This window comes from Streptomyces sp. NPDC043853 (genome assembly GCF_056436025.1).
This window is the reverse complement of record NZ_JBWKDJ010000023.1, coordinates 38,283-54,266: the sequence shown is the minus strand read 5'-3', so window position 1 is coordinate 54,266 and position 15,984 is coordinate 38,283. Positions and strand designations below refer to the sequence as shown.

Below are 15,984 nucleotides of genomic sequence, written 5' to 3'. Positions count from 1 at the left end.
GCGATCCGGCCGGGCCTGTGTGCTGTCCGGGGCTACGGGGCCGCGCGGGTGCGGAAGTCCTCCACCGGCGGGATCTCCCAGCGGGACGGGTCCGGCACGGTGGCGAGGCCGGTCATGGCGGCCCCGCGGCGCGTCGATGACCGCGACGGCGGCCAGCGCGCCGAGCAGGACGCTGCCGGCCCCGTGTACGACGTTCAGGAGCACCGGGGCCATCGCGGCCGCCGCGAGGCCGGCCGCAGCAGCATCCGGCCGTGCACCGCCGCCCGGAAGTACGGCCGGGACGGCAGCGGCCGGGCGCGCAGCCCGGGGGCGGTGGTGCGCAGGTTGGCCGGGTCGCGCAGGTAGCGCTCGGTGGTCTCGAACTCCGAGTAGCCCCAGAACATGTCGCCGGGGTCGGCGATCACGGCCACCGGGTAGCCCTTGGGACCGGGCCGCCCGCCGACCGCCTGGACGAGCTGCCACCGCTCGGGCCACAGCATCCAGACGTGACGGCCGGCCGACCGGGGACCGAACTCGGCGAGCTGCTTGCAGTCCAGAGGCAGACCGGTCGGGGTGTCGAGTGAAGATCACTCGACGTCCGGACCGGCCGGACAGGCCGAAGGTTGTGGCCGTTTCGGCCCCGGGGACGACGGGTGCCGGAGGCTCCGGCCACGCGTCCGCCGGCAGTCCCCCTACTCGTCCTCGTCGTCCTCGTCGTCGAGACGGGCCAGCCAGGTCGCCAGCCGCTCGACCGGGACCTCGAAGTCGGGGTTGAGGTCGACGAACGTGCGGAGCTGCTCGGCGAGCCACTCGAAGGTGACCTCCTCCTCGCCGCGCCGCTTCTCCAGTTCCTCGATGCCGCGATCGGTGAAGTACAAGACAGGCTCCGTGGGTCATGGGTGATTCCAGGCCAGGATAAGCGGGCTTCCGCCCGGACCTCCCCTCCGGGCGGGGGCGGCGCTAGCCTGAACTGCTCCAACACGCGTGACGCGCGGGCCGGTTGGGTGCCGGGGGAGGGCCGGGGAGCCGGCGACCGGTACGTCCGCGGAAGCCTGGTGGGGCCTGGTGGGCCCGGGGGGAGGACAGGGCATGGGCGAAGAGCGCACGGGCGACACCGCGCGCGCCTTCGAGCTCCTGGAGCCCCTCGTCCTGGCGGCCACCGTGCGCATCCACGCGGCTCCGGACGGGTATGCAGACCCCGGGACCCTCGCCACCTGGGGGAGCGGCTTCTTCATCGCCCCCGGCTGGGTCCTGACGTGCGCGCACGTGGTGGGCGAAGGGGGTGGTGCGCCGGTGCGGCTCACGGGCCGGGAGATCGGCATCACCTTCTCCTCCGGGGACGACGGCACCACCGGGACCGTCGCCGGCCGGGTCGAGTGCGTGCTGCCCGAACCGGACGGCCGCCCCCGCCCCGCCGGGCTGTGGCCGCTGCCCGACCTCGCCCTGGTCCGCGTCCTGGCCCCCGTCTCGCACGCCTGCGTATGGCTCTCCGACCGCCCGCGCCCCCGCTTCGAGGACGTCGCCTACTTCGGCTGCACCGACGAGATGGGCTACCCGGAGATCACCGGGCGCACCACCACCCTGCGCGGCGTCCTGGGCCGCCAGGGCGCGCTCCGCCTCGGCGCGGAGGACGAGGTGGAGGCCGGCATGTCCGGCGGCCCCGTGGTGGACCTGGTCCGCGGCGAGGTCGTCGGCATCGTCAAGGCCCGCCGCCAGGGCGGCGGGGGCGGACTGGCCGTGGCCGTCACCCAGCTGCGCGAGCTCCCGCAGGCCCCCCGCGGCCGGGCCGGCCTCTACCGCCGGGTGATGCAGGGACACGACCTGCACCACTACGACCAGCACGTGAGCGACCTCAACACCCGCCGCACCTGGACCGACGTCCACGAGGAGCTGCCCGAGGGCCGCGAGCCCTTCGGCGGCCGGCAGCGGCTCACCGCCGCCGAACGCACCACCCTGTGCGGGCTGCTCGCCGAGCTCCCGCCGCCCGGCTCCTCCGAAGCCGTCCAGCAACTGGTGGAGGCCGCCCGCGGAGAGGACCGCGACCCCGCCCTGAAGGCCCCGCTGACCTGGCGGGACGGCCTGGGCCTGCTCTACGACCCGCCGGGCGTGGTCAGCGAGGCCGCCGCCATGCTGCGCTACGCCACCGACGTCAGCACCGCCGACCACCGCGAGCCGCCCGCGCCCGGCGCCGACGAGGAGCTCTGGGACTGGGTGCGCGGCACCGCCGAACGGCTGTGGCGGCCGCTCCGCCGCGAGCTCGGCGAACGCCACGACCAGGGCCTGGCCGACCGCGAACTGCGCCGCCGGGCCGCCGCCGCCCGCTCCGTCCGCGGCCCGGCCGGCCGCGAGGCCGGACTGCTCCCGGCCGGCCCGTCCGTGCTGCTGGAGATCTGGGCGCACACCTGGGACCCGCTCCACGACTGGCGGGTGTCGGTGTGGCTGGGCCCCGAGCACCTCTCCGCCGTCGACTCCGGCGCGGACGTCCGCCTCGAACGGCTGCCCACGGCGTTACGCGGCCCGCTCGTCGAGGGCTTCCGGCGCTGCGACACCCACGAGGGCGCCGCACTGCTCGAAGTCGCCGTCGAGCCGGAGCTCTTCGGACTCCCCGTCGACGAGTGGACGGTGACCGGCGGGGTGCCGCTGGGCGTGCAGCGGCCCGTGGTCTTCCGCTATCCGGCCGGGTCGCCGCCCCCCGCCGGGGAGCGGCTCCGCCGCCACACCGGCCGCTGGTCCAGGGCGATGACCGGCCCGCTCCGGGACGAGCGCGCCGACTGCTCCGGGGGCCGCGCCCGCATGCTCCCGTACGAGACCCTCGCCGCCCTCCCCGAGCAGGTGGTCCCGGTGCACTGCCGGCTCGGTGCCGTGCACGAGGTGCGGGACGCCGGATACGGGGTGTCGGTCGCCCGGCGGCCGCCGTCCGGACCGGCCGTCTCCTGCGCCCCCTTCCACCGCGGGGTGCGGGAGGAGCTCGCCGAGGCCGGCCGGACCGGACCGCTGCCGCTGCGGCTGCAGTCGCTGCGCGGCCGGGCCTACGGCCGGGACCCCGACGCGTACTGGGCTGCCGGAACGGTCCTGGTCTGGGAGGACCCCGACCGCCCGCTCCCCTGCGACGAGCCCTTGCAGGGAGACCTGTGAACGGCCCGGACGCCCGGACACCGCAGGCGCAGTCAGCCGAGGAGGCATCGTGAACGAGGAGTGGCTCATCTACCGGGGTGTCGGTGAGCCCCATGACGGCATCGGCGCCCTGCCCGACCCGCCGCCCTGGCGGGACTTCGACGGCGGACCGCTGGCCGCCCCCGCGCCCGCCGCGGCCGAACCCGACAGCACCGCCGCACGCCGGCTCGGCGCCCACCGGCACGCCGCCGAACTGCACCGGCCCGAGCCCGAGGAACTCGAAGCGGTCAACGCCGCGCTCTACCTGCGCCGGCCGCTGCTGGTCACCGGCTATCCCGGCACCGGCAAGTCCACCCTGGCGCACGCCGTGGCCCACGAGCTGAAGCTCGGCCGGGTGCTCCGCTGGCCGGTGGTCTCCCGGACCGTGCTCCAGGAGGGCCTCTACCGCTACGACGCCATCGCCCGGCTGCAGGACGTACAGATCGCCGGAGGCTCCGGCCAGGCCGCCCCCGGCATCGGCAAGTACATCCGGCTCGGACCGCTCGGCACCGCGCTGCTGCCCGCGGCCCGCCCCCGCGTGCTGCTCATCGACGAGCTCGACAAGAGCGACATCGACCTGCCCAACGACCTGCTGAACGTGCTGGAGGAGGGCGAGTTCGCGCTCCCCGAGCTGGAACGTGTCGCCGACCGCGAACCCGAGGTCGAGGTGCTCACCGACGACGGGGACCGGGTCACCGTCCGGGACGGGCGGGTGCGCTGCCGCGCCTTCCCGTTCATCATCCTCACCAGCAACGGAGAACGGGAGTTCCCCGCCGCCCTGCTGCGCCGCTGCATCCAGCTCAAACTGGGCCAGCCCGGCGAGAAGCGGCTCGCCACCATGGTCCGCGCCCACCTCGGGGAGGAAGCGGCCCGGCTCGGCGCCGAACTCATCAACGAGTTCCTCAGCCGCTCCCGCACCGAGCTGCTCGCCGCCGACCAGCTGCTCAACGCCATCTACCTCACCCACTACGCGGCCCCGCCCACCCGGGAGGACCTGGCCGACCTGCTCATCCAGCGCCTCGACCGCCCGAGGTGACGGGCCGTGACCGCCGAAGGCACCGGTCCCAATCCGGCCGACCGCCCCGTGCCCGAGCCCGAGCCCGGTGCCGCCGCGGGCGGCACCGCCGACCCGGGCCCCGGGCTGCGCACGCTGGTCGGCGTCCTGCGCTCGGGCGGACTCGACCCGGCCGCCGAGGAGCTGGCCGACGCCCTGTGGCTGGCCCTGCGCACCCGCGGAGCCGAAGGACCCGGCCCGTCGCCCGCCGGGACGGCCGACCGCCCGGCCGCGCCCCCCGGCACCCCGGACGGGTCCGACCGGCAGCGGGGCGCCGCCGAGCCCGGGCCCGTAAGCCCCTCCCCGCCGCCGGAGGACGACCCGCTGAGCCTCTACGCGCCCGGCCGCCCGGGCGGCCCCCGAGAGCCGGGCGGCCGGGGCGGTCAGCAGCCGGAGGACCCGGCGGGGCTGCCGCCGGGCACCGTGGCCCTGCCCGTCCGGGTGCCCGTCGCGGCGGCGCTGCCCCGGATCCTGGACATCCAGCGGGCCCTGCGCGCCCTCCAGCGGCACCGCCCGCCCGCCCCGCCCGCCCGGCTGGTGCTGGACGAGCCGGCCACCGCCGATGCCAGTGCCCGGGCGCTGGGCCAGGTCATCCCGGTGCTGCGGCCGGAGGCGCGGCGGGAGACCACCGTCCGGCTGGTGATGGACGCCTCCCCGTCCATGGCCGTGTGGCAGGACATGTTCGAGGAACTGCGGGCGGTGTGCGAGCGGCTGGGCGCCTTCCGGGACGTGCAGACGCACTACCTGCACCGGCTTCCCGACGGCACCCCGGCGGTGGGCCGCGGCCCGTCCCCGGACACCGGGGTGCGGTCCGCCGAGCAGCTGCGCGACCCCACCGGGCGGGGCATCACCATGGTGGTCTCCGACTGCACCGGGCCGCTGTGGCGGGACGGCCGGGCGCAGCGGCTGCTGCACCGGTGGGCCGAGTGCACCCCGTCGGTGGTCGTCCAGCCGCTGCCGCAGCGGCTGTGGGGGCGGACCTGGCTGCCCACCGAACGGGGCACGCTGGCCCGGGAGGAAGGGGCGCCGGGCGGGCTGCGGTTCCGGCCGGACCGGCCGACGCCGCACGGCCGGCCGTCGGGAGGCCTGACCGTGCCCGTGCTGCCGCCGAACGCGCGGGCGCTGGGGGCGTGGGCCCGCCTGGTCGCGGGGCTCGGGTCCGGTCCGGTGCCGGCCGAGGTGGGCCGGGTGCTGCCGGCGCACCCCGCCGCGCCCGCGCCGCCGCCGCGGGCCGCCCGGCCGCCGCGCGAAGTGGTGCGCCGGTTCCGGTCCACCGCCTCCCCGCGGGCCGTGCAGCTGGCGGTGTACCTGTCGGCGACCCCGCTCACCCTGCCGGTGATGCGGCTGGTGCAGCGGACGATGCTGCCGGACTCGGAGCCCTCGGACCTAGCGGAGGTACTGCTCGGAGGGCTGCTGCGCCGGTCCTCCGACCAGTGGTACGAGTTCGTGCCCGGGGTGCAGGAGGTGCTGCTGGGGCCACTGGGGCGGGACGAGGCCGCGCTCGTGCTCAAGCACTGCTCCGAGTACGTGATCCAGCACTTCGGGCGCGGGGTGCGGAACTTCCCGGCGCTGGCGGTGGCGCAGCTGACCGGGGTGGCCGAGGAGGAGCCGGGGGCGGACCCGGAGGCCGAACCGGCCCCGGGGAGCCGGATACCCCCGGCCCGGCTGCCGCAGGCGTTCGCCCGGGTCTCCGCCAAGGTGGTGCGCCGCTACCTGCCGGTACCCCCGCCGGAGGCCCCGACCCGGCCCGAGGTGCCGGGCCCCGACCGGGAGGCCGCCGTACGGGCCGCGCGGGCGCGGCTGGCCGCGCACGACCGCGACGGCGGCCAGCGCGCCCTGCACGAGGCGGTGGCGCTGCTGCGCCGGGCGGTGGCGGCGAACCGGGCCGAGGGACGGGGCGGCGGGGCCGGGCAGGGGTCCGGCCGGGGAGCCGGGGACCTGCCGGCCCGCGGGCGGGACCTCGCGGCCGAGCAGGCCGCGGAACGGGCCGCGGAACAGGCCGCGGACCGGGCGGCGTACGAGGCGGAGTACGAGCTCGCGGGCGCCCTGCTGCGGATGTGGACGGTGCAGCGGGACCCGGAGCTGCTGACCGAGGCGGAGCGGCTGGCCCGCCGGCTGACCGAGCTCCCGCTGCCGGAGAGCCCGGTGGCGCAGACGGGACGGGCCGGGCAGCCGGTGCGGGAGGTGCCGCCGGTGCAGGCGCGGGCCCGGGTGCTGCTGGGGCGGGTGCTCTGCGAGCAGGCCGGGGTGACGGCCGGCGCGGAGGCGGCGGTGGAGCTGCTGACCGCCGCCGACGCCGAGTTCGAGGCGGTGGAACGGCTGCTGCCTGCCGACCCGGAGCTCCGGGCGGAGGCCGCCGTGCGGCGCGCGGAGGCCCTGGTCCGCCTCCACGAGCTGCGCGAGGACCCGGTGCACCTGCACACGGCGTACTCCGTGCTGGCCTTCCACGCGGGCACCGACCCGGCCGGGGCCGGCTCCGGGCTGTCCCTGGCGCTGGGCCGGGTGCTGCTCGCCCTGGCCGACCGGGAGCCGGAGTCCGGCCCGCGCACGGTCTGGGCCGGACAGGCCGCGACCTGGCTGGCCGCGGGCCTGGCCGGGCTGGGCGGCGGCGGGGCCCCCGAGGCCGGAGCCACCACCGGGCCGACGGCCGATCAGGCCGCTCCCGCCGATCAGGCCGCTCCCGCCGGTCCCGTCGGCCGACCGGGCGGCGGCCCGGAGGACGGCCGGCCCGCCGACGGCCCGGAGACGGGTCCGGGGCGGCGGCTGGAACGCGCCGCGGCGCGGGTGGCGCTCGCCGGTGCCCTGCGCCACCTGCCGGCCCGGCTGGAGGAGGCCGTCGCGCAGCTGGGGACGGCGCTGGACGAGGCGGCCGGCGATCCCGAGGCGCGGCTGGCCGCGCTGGTCTGCCTGGCCCGGGTGCACCGGGCCCGGTACGCGCGGGACGGCGATCCTGCCGCGCTGGAGGCGGCGGGCGAGGTGTACGGGCGGGCCCGGCGGCTGATCCCGCGCGACGCCGAGGCGTACGGGGAGCTGCTGCCCGAGTGGGGCGACGTGCTGCTGGACCGGGCCCGGGCGGCGGACGGGCGGCGGTTCGTCTCGGCTGCCGTCCGGGTGCTCCGCGAGAGCAGGGCCGCGGTGCCGCAGTCCGATCCCCGGGTCGGGCGCCGCCTGCTGCGGCTGGCCACCGGCCTGCGGCTGCGGCACGGCTACGAAGCGGACCCGGTGGACCTGCGGGAGGCCGAGTACCTCCTCGAACTCGCCGTGCGGACCAGCCCGGAGCCGCTGGACCGGGCGCGGGCCTGGCGGGAGCACGGGGACGTGCAGCGGGAGCTGCACGCCCACACCCGGGCCGCGGACCGGCTGGACCTGGCCGCCGACTCCTACCGGCGGGCCTGGCGGGCCGCCCTGGAGGCCGACCGGGCCGGCCGCGGGGACACGGCGGCCCGGCTGGCGGCGCGGGTGCAGGAGCTGCGCGGGGAGGTACTGGAGCTGCTCGGGCGGCCCCGGGCCGCGCTGGACGCGTACCGGGCGGCCATGGAGCTGTGGCAGCGGCTCGACGAGGAGGGCGACGCGGCCCGCCGGGAGGCGGTCCACGCCCGGATCCGGGACCTGGAGAGCCCGTGAGGCCCGCCGTTTCCCCGGCCGGGACCGCGGGAAAGGGGCAGTGAACCGTACGGTCGTACGACACAACTGGGGGAGATGAGCAGCATGGTGACCGACAGTCAGCACACCGCCGGCGGCGTGGCAGCCCGTCGGTGCCCCGGCGAGCTGCCGGACCTGTCCGGCTTCGACCTGGCCGCCCTCCGCGGCATCGACCACCCGGTGCTCGCCGAGGTGATCGAGAGCATGGTCGAGCGCGTCACCCACCCCGCGGAGATCCTCAACGCCTTCGACTCCGGAGTCGTCTGACCGTCCCACGGCCATGGGTTGACCACTTTCCGCCGTTAGCCGCGCGCATCGGAAGGGCAGGGATGGGCAATCCGCCGGGACCGGCTCAGGGGGAGGCGGCCGGGGGCGGGGGCACTCCCCCGGACTCCGTCCGGGGGCACCCCCACCCAGCGGTAGCCGGGGGAGAGAGGAGCAGGCGATGACGCACACGACGGCGCGGCCCTCCGTGCTGCCCGCACACCGCCGGCACGCCCCCTGGCCGTACCAGCGGCTGGACGTTCCGGCCCTGCGCGCCGCCGGGCACCGCCCGCACCCGGTACGGCAGTTCGTGCTCAAGACCCGCAGCCGCTGCAACCTGGCCTGCACGTACTGCTACGTCTACGAGATGGCCGACCAGAGCTGGCGCGGCCGGCCCCCGGTGATGGCCCCGGCCACGGTCCGCCTCGCCGCCCGCCGTATCGCCGAGCACGCCGCCGTCCACGAACTGCCCCGGGTGGACCTGGTCCTGCACGGCGGGGAACCCCTCCTGGCCCCCGCCCCGGACCTCACCGCCCCGGTCACCGGGATACGCGCCGAACTCGCCCGCCGCTCCCCCCGGACCCGGGTCACCGCCAGCGTCCAGACCAACGGCACCCTCCTCACCCCGCGCCGCCTCGACGCGCTCGCCGCCGCCGGCATCCGGGTCGGGGTCAGCCTCGACGGCGGCCTGCCCGCGCACAACGCCCGCCGCGTGGACCACGCCGGACGGCCCGGATTCGCCGCCGCCGTGCGCGGGCTGCGACTGCTGGCCCGCCGCCCCGAGAGCTACGCCGGGCTGCTGTGCGTGGTGGACCCGGCGCAGGACCCGGTGGAAACGTACGAGTCCCTGCTCGGCTTCGCCCCGCCGACGATCGGGCTGCTGCTGCCGCTCGCCAACTGGAGCACCCCGCCGCCCGGTTCCCGGCCCGGCGCCACCCCGTACGCGGACTGGCTGATCGCCGTGTTCGAACGCTGGTGGCACGACGGTGTACGGCGCACCCGGATCCGGCTCTTCGAGGAGGTCATCGCCCTGCTGCTGGGCCTGCCCGCCGCCACCGAATCCCTGGGCCTGACCCCCGCGGCCACCGCCGTGATCGAGACCGACGGCACGCTGGAACAGGCCGACTCCCTCAAATCCGCCTACGAGGACGCCGCCGCGACCGGACTGCACCTGGCCCGGGACAGCTTCGACGACCTCCTCGACCACCCCGGGATGGCCGCCCGCCAGCTCGGGCGGGCCGCGCTCCCGGCAGGCTGCCGCTCCTGCGAACTCGTGACGGTCTGCGGCGGCGGCCACTACCCCCACCGGTACCGCCCCGGCCACGGCTTCCGCCAGCCGTCCGTCTACTGCGCGGACCTCCAGCAGCTGATCCGCCACATCGCCGCCGCCGTGCACGCCGCCGCGACCACGGCCGCGACCACGGCCGCCACCGGGCCCCGCCGGGACCCGCCGGGCTCCGCCCCGGATTCCTGCGGCCTGCGAGCGGCCGGGCCGCCGCCGCACCCGGGGAGTCCGGCCCCGGACACCGGGGGCCCCGCCCCCCGGCCGGTCGCGGGCCGCCGGATCACCGCCGGGCACGACCGGAAGGCGACTTCATGACGGCGGACGAGAGCGCGCGCGGCCGCACCCGGAGCGGGGCGGGCGTGCCCGCGCAGCGGTCGCCCGGAGCGCCGGGCCCGCCCGGGCCCGCGCCCGAGGGCGACCCGGCCACCGGCCCCGCGGCCACCGCCCCCGCGGGCCCGGCAGCCGGGAGCGTCGTGCCGGGCGGGTTCCGGGTGTCCGCCCGTACCCTGCGGGCGCTCGCCTCCTCCGAGCCCTCCGCGGAGGGGACCGCGCTGGTGCGGGACGTGTGGTGGTCCAAACGGCTGCTGCTGCTCCGGGCCGTGCTCGACGCCGCGCCGCCCGGAGAGGCCGGGGCGCACTGGGAGCTGCTGGAGACGGCCGAACGAAGCGACCCCGGAGCCGTCCGCGACGTACTGCTCTACCCGTCCACCGGGGTCTGGGCCGAAGAGGCCCTGCGCCGGCTGCACGCCCCCGACGGGCCGCCCGCCGACCTCGCCCACCTCGGCTCCCTCGCCGCCGCGGCCGCCCTGCGGGCCCGGATCCCCTTCGAGCTGACCCTGCGCCCCGTGCTGGGCCGCATCGCCCTGCCCACCCTCGGCCTGCTGCGCCCCCACCGGCTCGGCCCGGTCCCGCTCACCGAGGGGGCCTGGGACCCGGACCACCCCGAGGTCCTGCCGCTGCACACCCTGCCCGGAGGCCGTACCGCCCTCGACGACCTCGACCCGTACCGGGCCGCCCCCGGCCGCCCCGGCCCCGTACGGCCCGCCCGCCGCCTCACCCCCAAGGGGCACAAGCGCTGGGACACCCAGTGGTCCGGCGCCCTCACCCTGCTGGAGCGCTACGACACCGCCCGGGCCGGCGAGATCGCCGGACTGCTGCGCTCCGTCGTGCCGCTGTCCGGTGGCAGCCGCTCCGCCGGCGCCACCCTCCCGGCCGCCGCCGGCTCCGTCCTGGCCCGCGGGCAGGCCCCGCCCGCCCTCGCCGCGACCCTGGTCCACGAGACCCAGCACGGCAAACTCGGCGCCCTCACCGACGTCCTGCCACTGCACACCGCCGACCGGACCGCCCGCTACTGGGCCCCCTGGCGCACCGACCCGCGCCCGCTGGAGGGCCTCCTGCACGGCGCGTACGCCCATCTGGCCCTGGCCTGCTACTGGCAGCGCGCCGCCCTCTACGGCGCCCGCGCCGCCTGGGCCTGCCACGCCCGCTGCCGCGCCCAGCTCGCCGCCGTCCTCCCCGTCCTGCTCGGCGAACCCCAACTCACCAGGGCCGGGCAGGAGTTCGTGGCGGCCATGGCCGAGGCCGAACGGGCCATGGACGAACTGCCGCCGCCCGGCGACCAGCACGCCACCGCCCGCCGCACCCTCGAACGGGAACGCCGCGCCTGGTGCGAGGCGCATCCCGAACTCGCCGCCTCCGCACCAGGTTGACCGGCTGTGACCTGCGCTACATTTCTGTTCCCGTCCACGCCCCGGACCCGAGGGAGACGGCCCGTATGACCCTCGCCGTGCAAGCCCAGCGCTTCGTCATCAGCTTCGCCGGGTTCAACCGCCCCTGGGCCGTGTGGATCGCCCACCGGCTGGAGGAACACGGCCACCGCGTCACCCTCCAGCGCTGGGACCCGCAACGCAGCCCCGGACTCACCGAGGCCCTCGACGACCTCGCCCGGGCCGGCGGGAAGATCCTCGTCATCCTCAGCGAACGCTACTTCTCCGCCGGCACCCATACCGAGGACGAGTGGAACACCGCCCTCCGCGCGGTGACCGAGGCACACCCGGACCGGTTCGCCGCGGTCTCCCTCACCGACGCCCCGCTGCCCACCGCCGTGGCCGCGCTGGAGAAGACCGACCTGTGGGGCCTGGACGCGTACGAGGCGGAGTTCCGGGTGCTGCGCCGGCTGGAGCTGCCCACCGACCGGGTCGGTGCCGAGAGCGGCCGCCGCGGGCCCCGCTTCCCCAACGACCCGCCCGAGGTGTGGGGCCGGGTGCCGCGCCGCAACCCCCGCTTCACCGGCCGCAACGACGTCATCGGCGCCCTCCGGGAGGCACTCGCCGAAGCCCCGACCGGCGCCTCCGTGGTGACCCTGCTCGGCCTGTCCGGCGTCGGCAAGACCCAGATCGCCACCGAGTACGCCTACCGGTTCGCCTCCGAGTACGACGTGGTGTGGTGGGTGCCCGCCGAGGACCGCCCCACCCTCCGCGAACGCCTCGCCGACCTCGCCCCCGAACTCGGCCTGCCGCGCGGCGCCGGCAGCTACGGCGAGCAGATCCGGGCCGTCCTCGAAGCCCTGCGCCGCGGCAACCCCTACAGCCGCTGGCTGATGGTCTTCGACGGCTGCGACAACCCCGACGACCTCACCGACCTGCTGCCCTCCGGCGCCGGAGACGTGATCATCACCTCCCGGAACCACGAGTGGGCGTCCCGCCGCACCAACCTCGTGCAGGTCCCGCTCTACGCCCGGCCCGAGTCCATCACCTTCATCCGCCGCCGCGCCCTGCGGCTCACCGCCGAGGAGGCCGACCAGCTCGCCGAGGCGCTGGAGGACTACCCCCTCGCCCTCGACCAGACCGCGGGCTGGCTCGCCGACTCCCCGCTCACGGTCGGGGACTACCTGACCCTGCTCCAGCGCCGGCTGGACTCCCGGGAGGCGGTCACCGTCTCCGAGGACTACCCGCTGCCCTTCCCCACCGCGCTGGCCATACTGCTCAACAACGTGCGGGAGAACTTCCCCGACGCCCTCGCCCTGCTCCGGCTGTTCGTGTTCTTCGCACCCGGCCGGGTGCCGCTGCGGCTGCTCCGCGAGTTCCCCCTCGACGACGTGCCCGAACAGCTGGCCGGGCTGATCAACGACCAGGTCCGCTGGAACGCCGCCCTCAACAAGCTGGTGCAGTTCTCCGTGGTCCGGCTGGAGTACTCCGACCTGGCCGTGGAGGAGGGCGGCGGCGGCACCGAGACCGTGCAGCTGCACCGGATGGTGCACGGCATCGTCCGGGAGAACCTCGGCGAGGAGGAGGCGGACGTCCTCTCCCGCGCCGTCCGCCAGGTGCTGGCCGCCGCCGACCCCGGCCGGCCCACCGACTCCCGGCTCTGGCCCCGCTACGCCGAACTGATCCCGCACCTGGAGCCGTCCGGGGTCCTCACCAGCTCCAACCCGCGGATCCAGAACTTCCTGCTGCGCTGCCTGCGCTACCTGATCCTGGCCGGCGAGTACCGCACCTGCCTGCGGCTGGCCGAGCAGACCGACACGGCCTGGCGGGCCATGCTCGGCGAACACCACGACCAGGTACGGGAGCTCAGCTACCACTACGGCGGCGCGCTGCGCATGCTCGGCCACTTCCGCCGCGCCGAGGTGCTCAGCAAGGCGATCGCCGACCGGCTCCGCGCCGAGCGCGGCGACCGGGACCTGGAGACCCTCCGAGCCATCAGCACCTACGCGGCGGTCCTGCTGAACACCGCCAAGTTCGAACCGGCCCGGGAACTCCTGGAGCACTGCTTCGTCTCCTACCGGGAACTCCTCGGCGAGGACGACTCCATGACCCTCAACGCCGAGAACAACGTCGCCGTCGTGCTCCGCCTGCTCGGCCGCTACCAGGAGTCCTACGAGGCCGACCTCGACACCCTGCGCCGCCGCGAGCGGGTGCTCCGCGTCCGGCACATCGCCACCCTCTCCAGCGGCATCGGCTGCGCGATGGGCCTGCGCCTGATGGGCCGCTACCGCGAAGCCCTCGCCCGCCAGGAACAGGGCCTCAAGCTCAACGCCGCCGTCCTCGGCACCAACCACCCCCAGACCCTCCGCGCCGAACACAACCTCGGCCAGTGCCTGCGCCGCTCCGGCGACATCCCCGGAGCCGGCGCCCGGCTCCGCAGCGTCTGGGAACGCTCCACCCGCGTCCACGGGGCCGAGTTCCCCTGGACCCTGATGGTCGCCTCCGACTACGCCACCTACCTGCGGGAGTACGGGGACATCGAGGAGGCCCGCCGGATCTCCGAGGAGGTGGTCCGCGGCTACCAGACCCAGCTCGGCCTCGCCCACCCGTACAGCATCGGCACCGTCGGCAACCTCGGCCTGGTCCTGCGCGCCCAGGGCGAGCGCGAGGCGGCGCTCAGCCTCTGCGAACAGGCCCTCGTCGGCATGCGCGGCGCTCTCGGCGACCGGCACCCGTGGACCCTGGGCTGCGCCGTCAACGCGGCCGGCTGCCGCAACATCACCGACCGCTTCGCCGACGCGCTGGACCTGAGCCGGGACACCCTGCGGACCGCGGAACGGGTCCTCGGCACCGACCATCCGATGACCCTCACCGCACAGATCGCCCTTGCGGCCGACCTCCGCTCCACAGGGCGGATGGAAGAGGCCGCCAAACACGAGGACGCGGGCCTCAAATCCCTCGCCCGGACCCTCGGCCCGCAGCACGTGCACACCGTGTCGGCCCGTCAGCGCGTCCGCCCGTACTGGGACTTCGAACCGCAGCCGTAGCAGGCCGGCAGGAGGGCCCGTGTCGGCATGTCGGCCAGTTGTCCGGTTTCCGGGTCATTCGTGAGACGCACGCGAACCGGGCCTCCGGGATGATTCGCCGCGCCTGCGCATGCAACAGGGTGAATGGGTAAGCGACTTCGCCCAACCCAAGGACGGTCCTGTTGCGCAGGAAATCCCTCGCACCGCTGCTCGCCGCCGCCGGTCTCCTGGCCACCACCGTGCCCCTCCTCACCGCGACCCAGGCCACCGCCGCCGGCACGGACGCGGCGTACCTCAAGCAGAAGCCGAACTGGCAGCGCTGCGCGGCCGACCAGCCGGCCGGGTACGAGTGCGCCACCCTGAAGGTGCCGCTCGACTACCGGCACCCCGAGGGACGGAAGATCGACCTCGCCATATCCCGGATCAAGAGCACCAACCCCGGCAAGCGGCAGGGCATCCTGCTGTCCAACCCGGGCGGGCCGGGCGGTCCCGGCCTCGACATGCCGCTGATGATGAACCAGCTGATGCCCAAGGACGTGCGCGACCGGTACGACCTCATCGGCTTCGACCCGCGCGGCGTCGGCAAGAGCACCCCCATCACCTGCGGGCTCACCGAAGCCGAGCAGAACTTCGACCGCGCCTACCGGCCCGGGACGTACGCCGCCGACATCGCCTGGGCGCGCACCGTCGCCGACAAGTGCCGCGAGAAGTCCGGCGACGTCCTCCGGCACATCACCACCCGCAACACCGCCCGCGACATGGACACCGTCCGGGCCGTGCTGGGCGAGAAGAAGACGTCGTTCGTCGGCTACTCCTACGGCACCTACCTCGGCGCCGTGTACTCGCAGATGTTCCCGCAGCGCACCGACCGCTTCGTGCTGGACAGCGCGGTCGACCCGCAGCGCGCCTGGCGCGGCATGATCCAGGTGTGGGCGACCGAGGCCGAACCCGCCTACCGGCGGTGGACCCAGTGGGCGGCCCAGCGGAACGCCGCCTACGGGCTCGGCACCACCCCGGACGCGGTGTCGAAGACCTTCTGGGGCCTGGTGGCCCAGGCCGACCGGAAGCCGATCGACTTCTTCGGCACCAAGCTCAAGGGTGACGACATCCGGGCCGGCCGGGCGGTCTTCTTCTACCCGCAGCAGGCGTCGGACATCATCAAGCAGCTCAAGGCCGCGGCCGAGGGCAAGCCGCTGCCGAAGAACCAGGCCGCGGCCGACGGCCTGAAGAAGCTGCTGCCCGGCACGCTCATCGCCGACGCGTACGCCGGCCGGGCCCCGAGCGCGGAGTCCGGGGCGCCGGCGGACAACGGCTCCGCGGTCTTCTGGGCCGTGGTGTGCGGGGACACCGCAGCCTGGCCCCGCTACACCGAGCAGTACGCCCGGGACGCCGCGGCGGACAAGAAGAAGTACCCGCTGTACGGGGACATGGCCTCCAACATCAAGCCGTGCGCGTTCTGGGACCGCCCGGCCGAGGCGGCCACGCCCATGAACAAGCAGGCCAACGTGCTGACCGTGCAGAACGAATGGGACTCGCAGACCCCGCTGGTCAGCGGCCAGGGCATGCACCGCGCCCTGAAGGGCTCCCGGATGGTGCTCGCGGCCGGCGGCGAGGGCCACGCCGTGTACCTCTTCGACCCCCGCTCCTGCGTCAACGCCCCGGTGAACGACTACCTGTCCACGGGCCGGCTCCCGGCCAAGGACCTGACCTGCAAGAACCCGCCCGCCGACGCCTCGCGCCGGGTCGCCGGCCCGTCGGATTCCCGGTCGGTGCCGTTCCCGAAGGGCACCCCGCGGTTCTGACCGCTCCCGCACAGCCCGAAGGCCCGGCCTCCCCGCGAAGGGGAAGCCGGGCCTTCCGGTACGCCGTGCCTTC

10 protein-coding genes are annotated in these 15,984 nt (G+C 76.1%); 8 read left to right on the top strand and 2 right to left on the bottom strand.

All coding sequences use genetic code 11. The annotated features are described in order from the left end of the window. Positions 1-194: 194 nt before the first annotated feature. Both AC067U_RS36300 and AC067U_RS36295 read right to left on the bottom strand, forming a co-directional pair. Positions 195-479, bottom strand: a complete 285-nt coding sequence (locus AC067U_RS36300; protein ID WP_478834128.1) for a hypothetical protein — start codon at positions 477-479, stop codon at positions 195-197. A gap of 192 nt (positions 480-671) precedes the next feature. Beyond that, positions 672-857 (bottom strand): DUF6104 family protein, encoded by a 186-nt coding sequence (locus AC067U_RS36295; RefSeq protein ID WP_010061466.1) that lies wholly within the window; start codon positions 855-857, stop codon positions 672-674. A 211-nt stretch (positions 858-1,068) separates the two neighbouring features. On the opposite strand from AC067U_RS36295, the gene AC067U_RS36290 reads away from it, so the two are divergent. The 8 genes from AC067U_RS36290 to AC067U_RS36255 all read left to right on the top strand — a co-directional run bounded on the left by AC067U_RS36290 (position 1,069) and on the right by AC067U_RS36255 (position 15,911). Next, the gene (locus tag AC067U_RS36290) at positions 1,069-3,114 is read left to right on the top strand and encodes a VMAP-C domain-containing protein (protein WP_478834127.1); all 2,046 of its coding nucleotides are present in this window, start codon (positions 1,069-1,071) and stop codon (positions 3,112-3,114) included. A 49-nt stretch (positions 3,115-3,163) separates the two neighbouring features. Then, positions 3,164-4,168 carry an AAA family ATPase gene (locus AC067U_RS36285; protein ID WP_478834126.1) on the top strand — a complete coding sequence of 335 codons (1,005 nt, stop codon included), beginning with the start codon at positions 3,164-3,166 and terminating at the stop codon, positions 4,166-4,168. A gap of 6 nt (positions 4,169-4,174) precedes the next feature. Then, positions 4,175-7,810, top strand: coding sequence for an SAV_2336 N-terminal domain-related protein (locus AC067U_RS36280; RefSeq protein ID WP_478834125.1), 3,636 nt, complete (start codon positions 4,175-4,177; stop codon positions 7,808-7,810). 84 nt (positions 7,811-7,894) lie between these two features. Beyond that, on the top strand, positions 7,895-8,095 hold the full coding sequence (gene fxsA, locus AC067U_RS36275; protein WP_478834124.1) for an FxSxx-COOH cyclophane-containing RiPP peptide: 201 nt from the start codon (positions 7,895-7,897) through the stop codon (positions 8,093-8,095). 178 nt (positions 8,096-8,273) lie between these two features. After that, complete coding sequence (locus tag AC067U_RS36270; protein ID WP_478834123.1) at positions 8,274-9,692, top strand: FxsB family cyclophane-forming radical SAM/SPASM peptide maturase; 1,419 nt, start codon at positions 8,274-8,276, stop codon at positions 9,690-9,692. Then, positions 9,689-11,086, top strand: coding sequence for an HEXXH motif domain-containing protein (locus tag AC067U_RS36265; RefSeq protein ID WP_478834122.1), 1,398 nt, complete (start codon positions 9,689-9,691; stop codon positions 11,084-11,086). The genes AC067U_RS36270 and AC067U_RS36265 overlap by 4 nt, the downstream gene beginning before the upstream one ends. Positions 11,087-11,151: 65 nt before the next feature. Next, positions 11,152-14,130, top strand: coding sequence for an FxSxx-COOH system tetratricopeptide repeat protein (gene fxsT, locus AC067U_RS36260; RefSeq protein WP_478834121.1), 2,979 nt, complete (start codon positions 11,152-11,154; stop codon positions 14,128-14,130). A gap of 161 nt (positions 14,131-14,291) precedes the next feature. Then, the gene (locus AC067U_RS36255; RefSeq protein WP_478834120.1) at positions 14,292-15,911 is read left to right on the top strand and encodes an alpha/beta hydrolase; all 1,620 of its coding nucleotides are present in this window, start codon (positions 14,292-14,294) and stop codon (positions 15,909-15,911) included. The last annotated feature ends 73 nt before the right edge of the window (positions 15,912-15,984 follow it).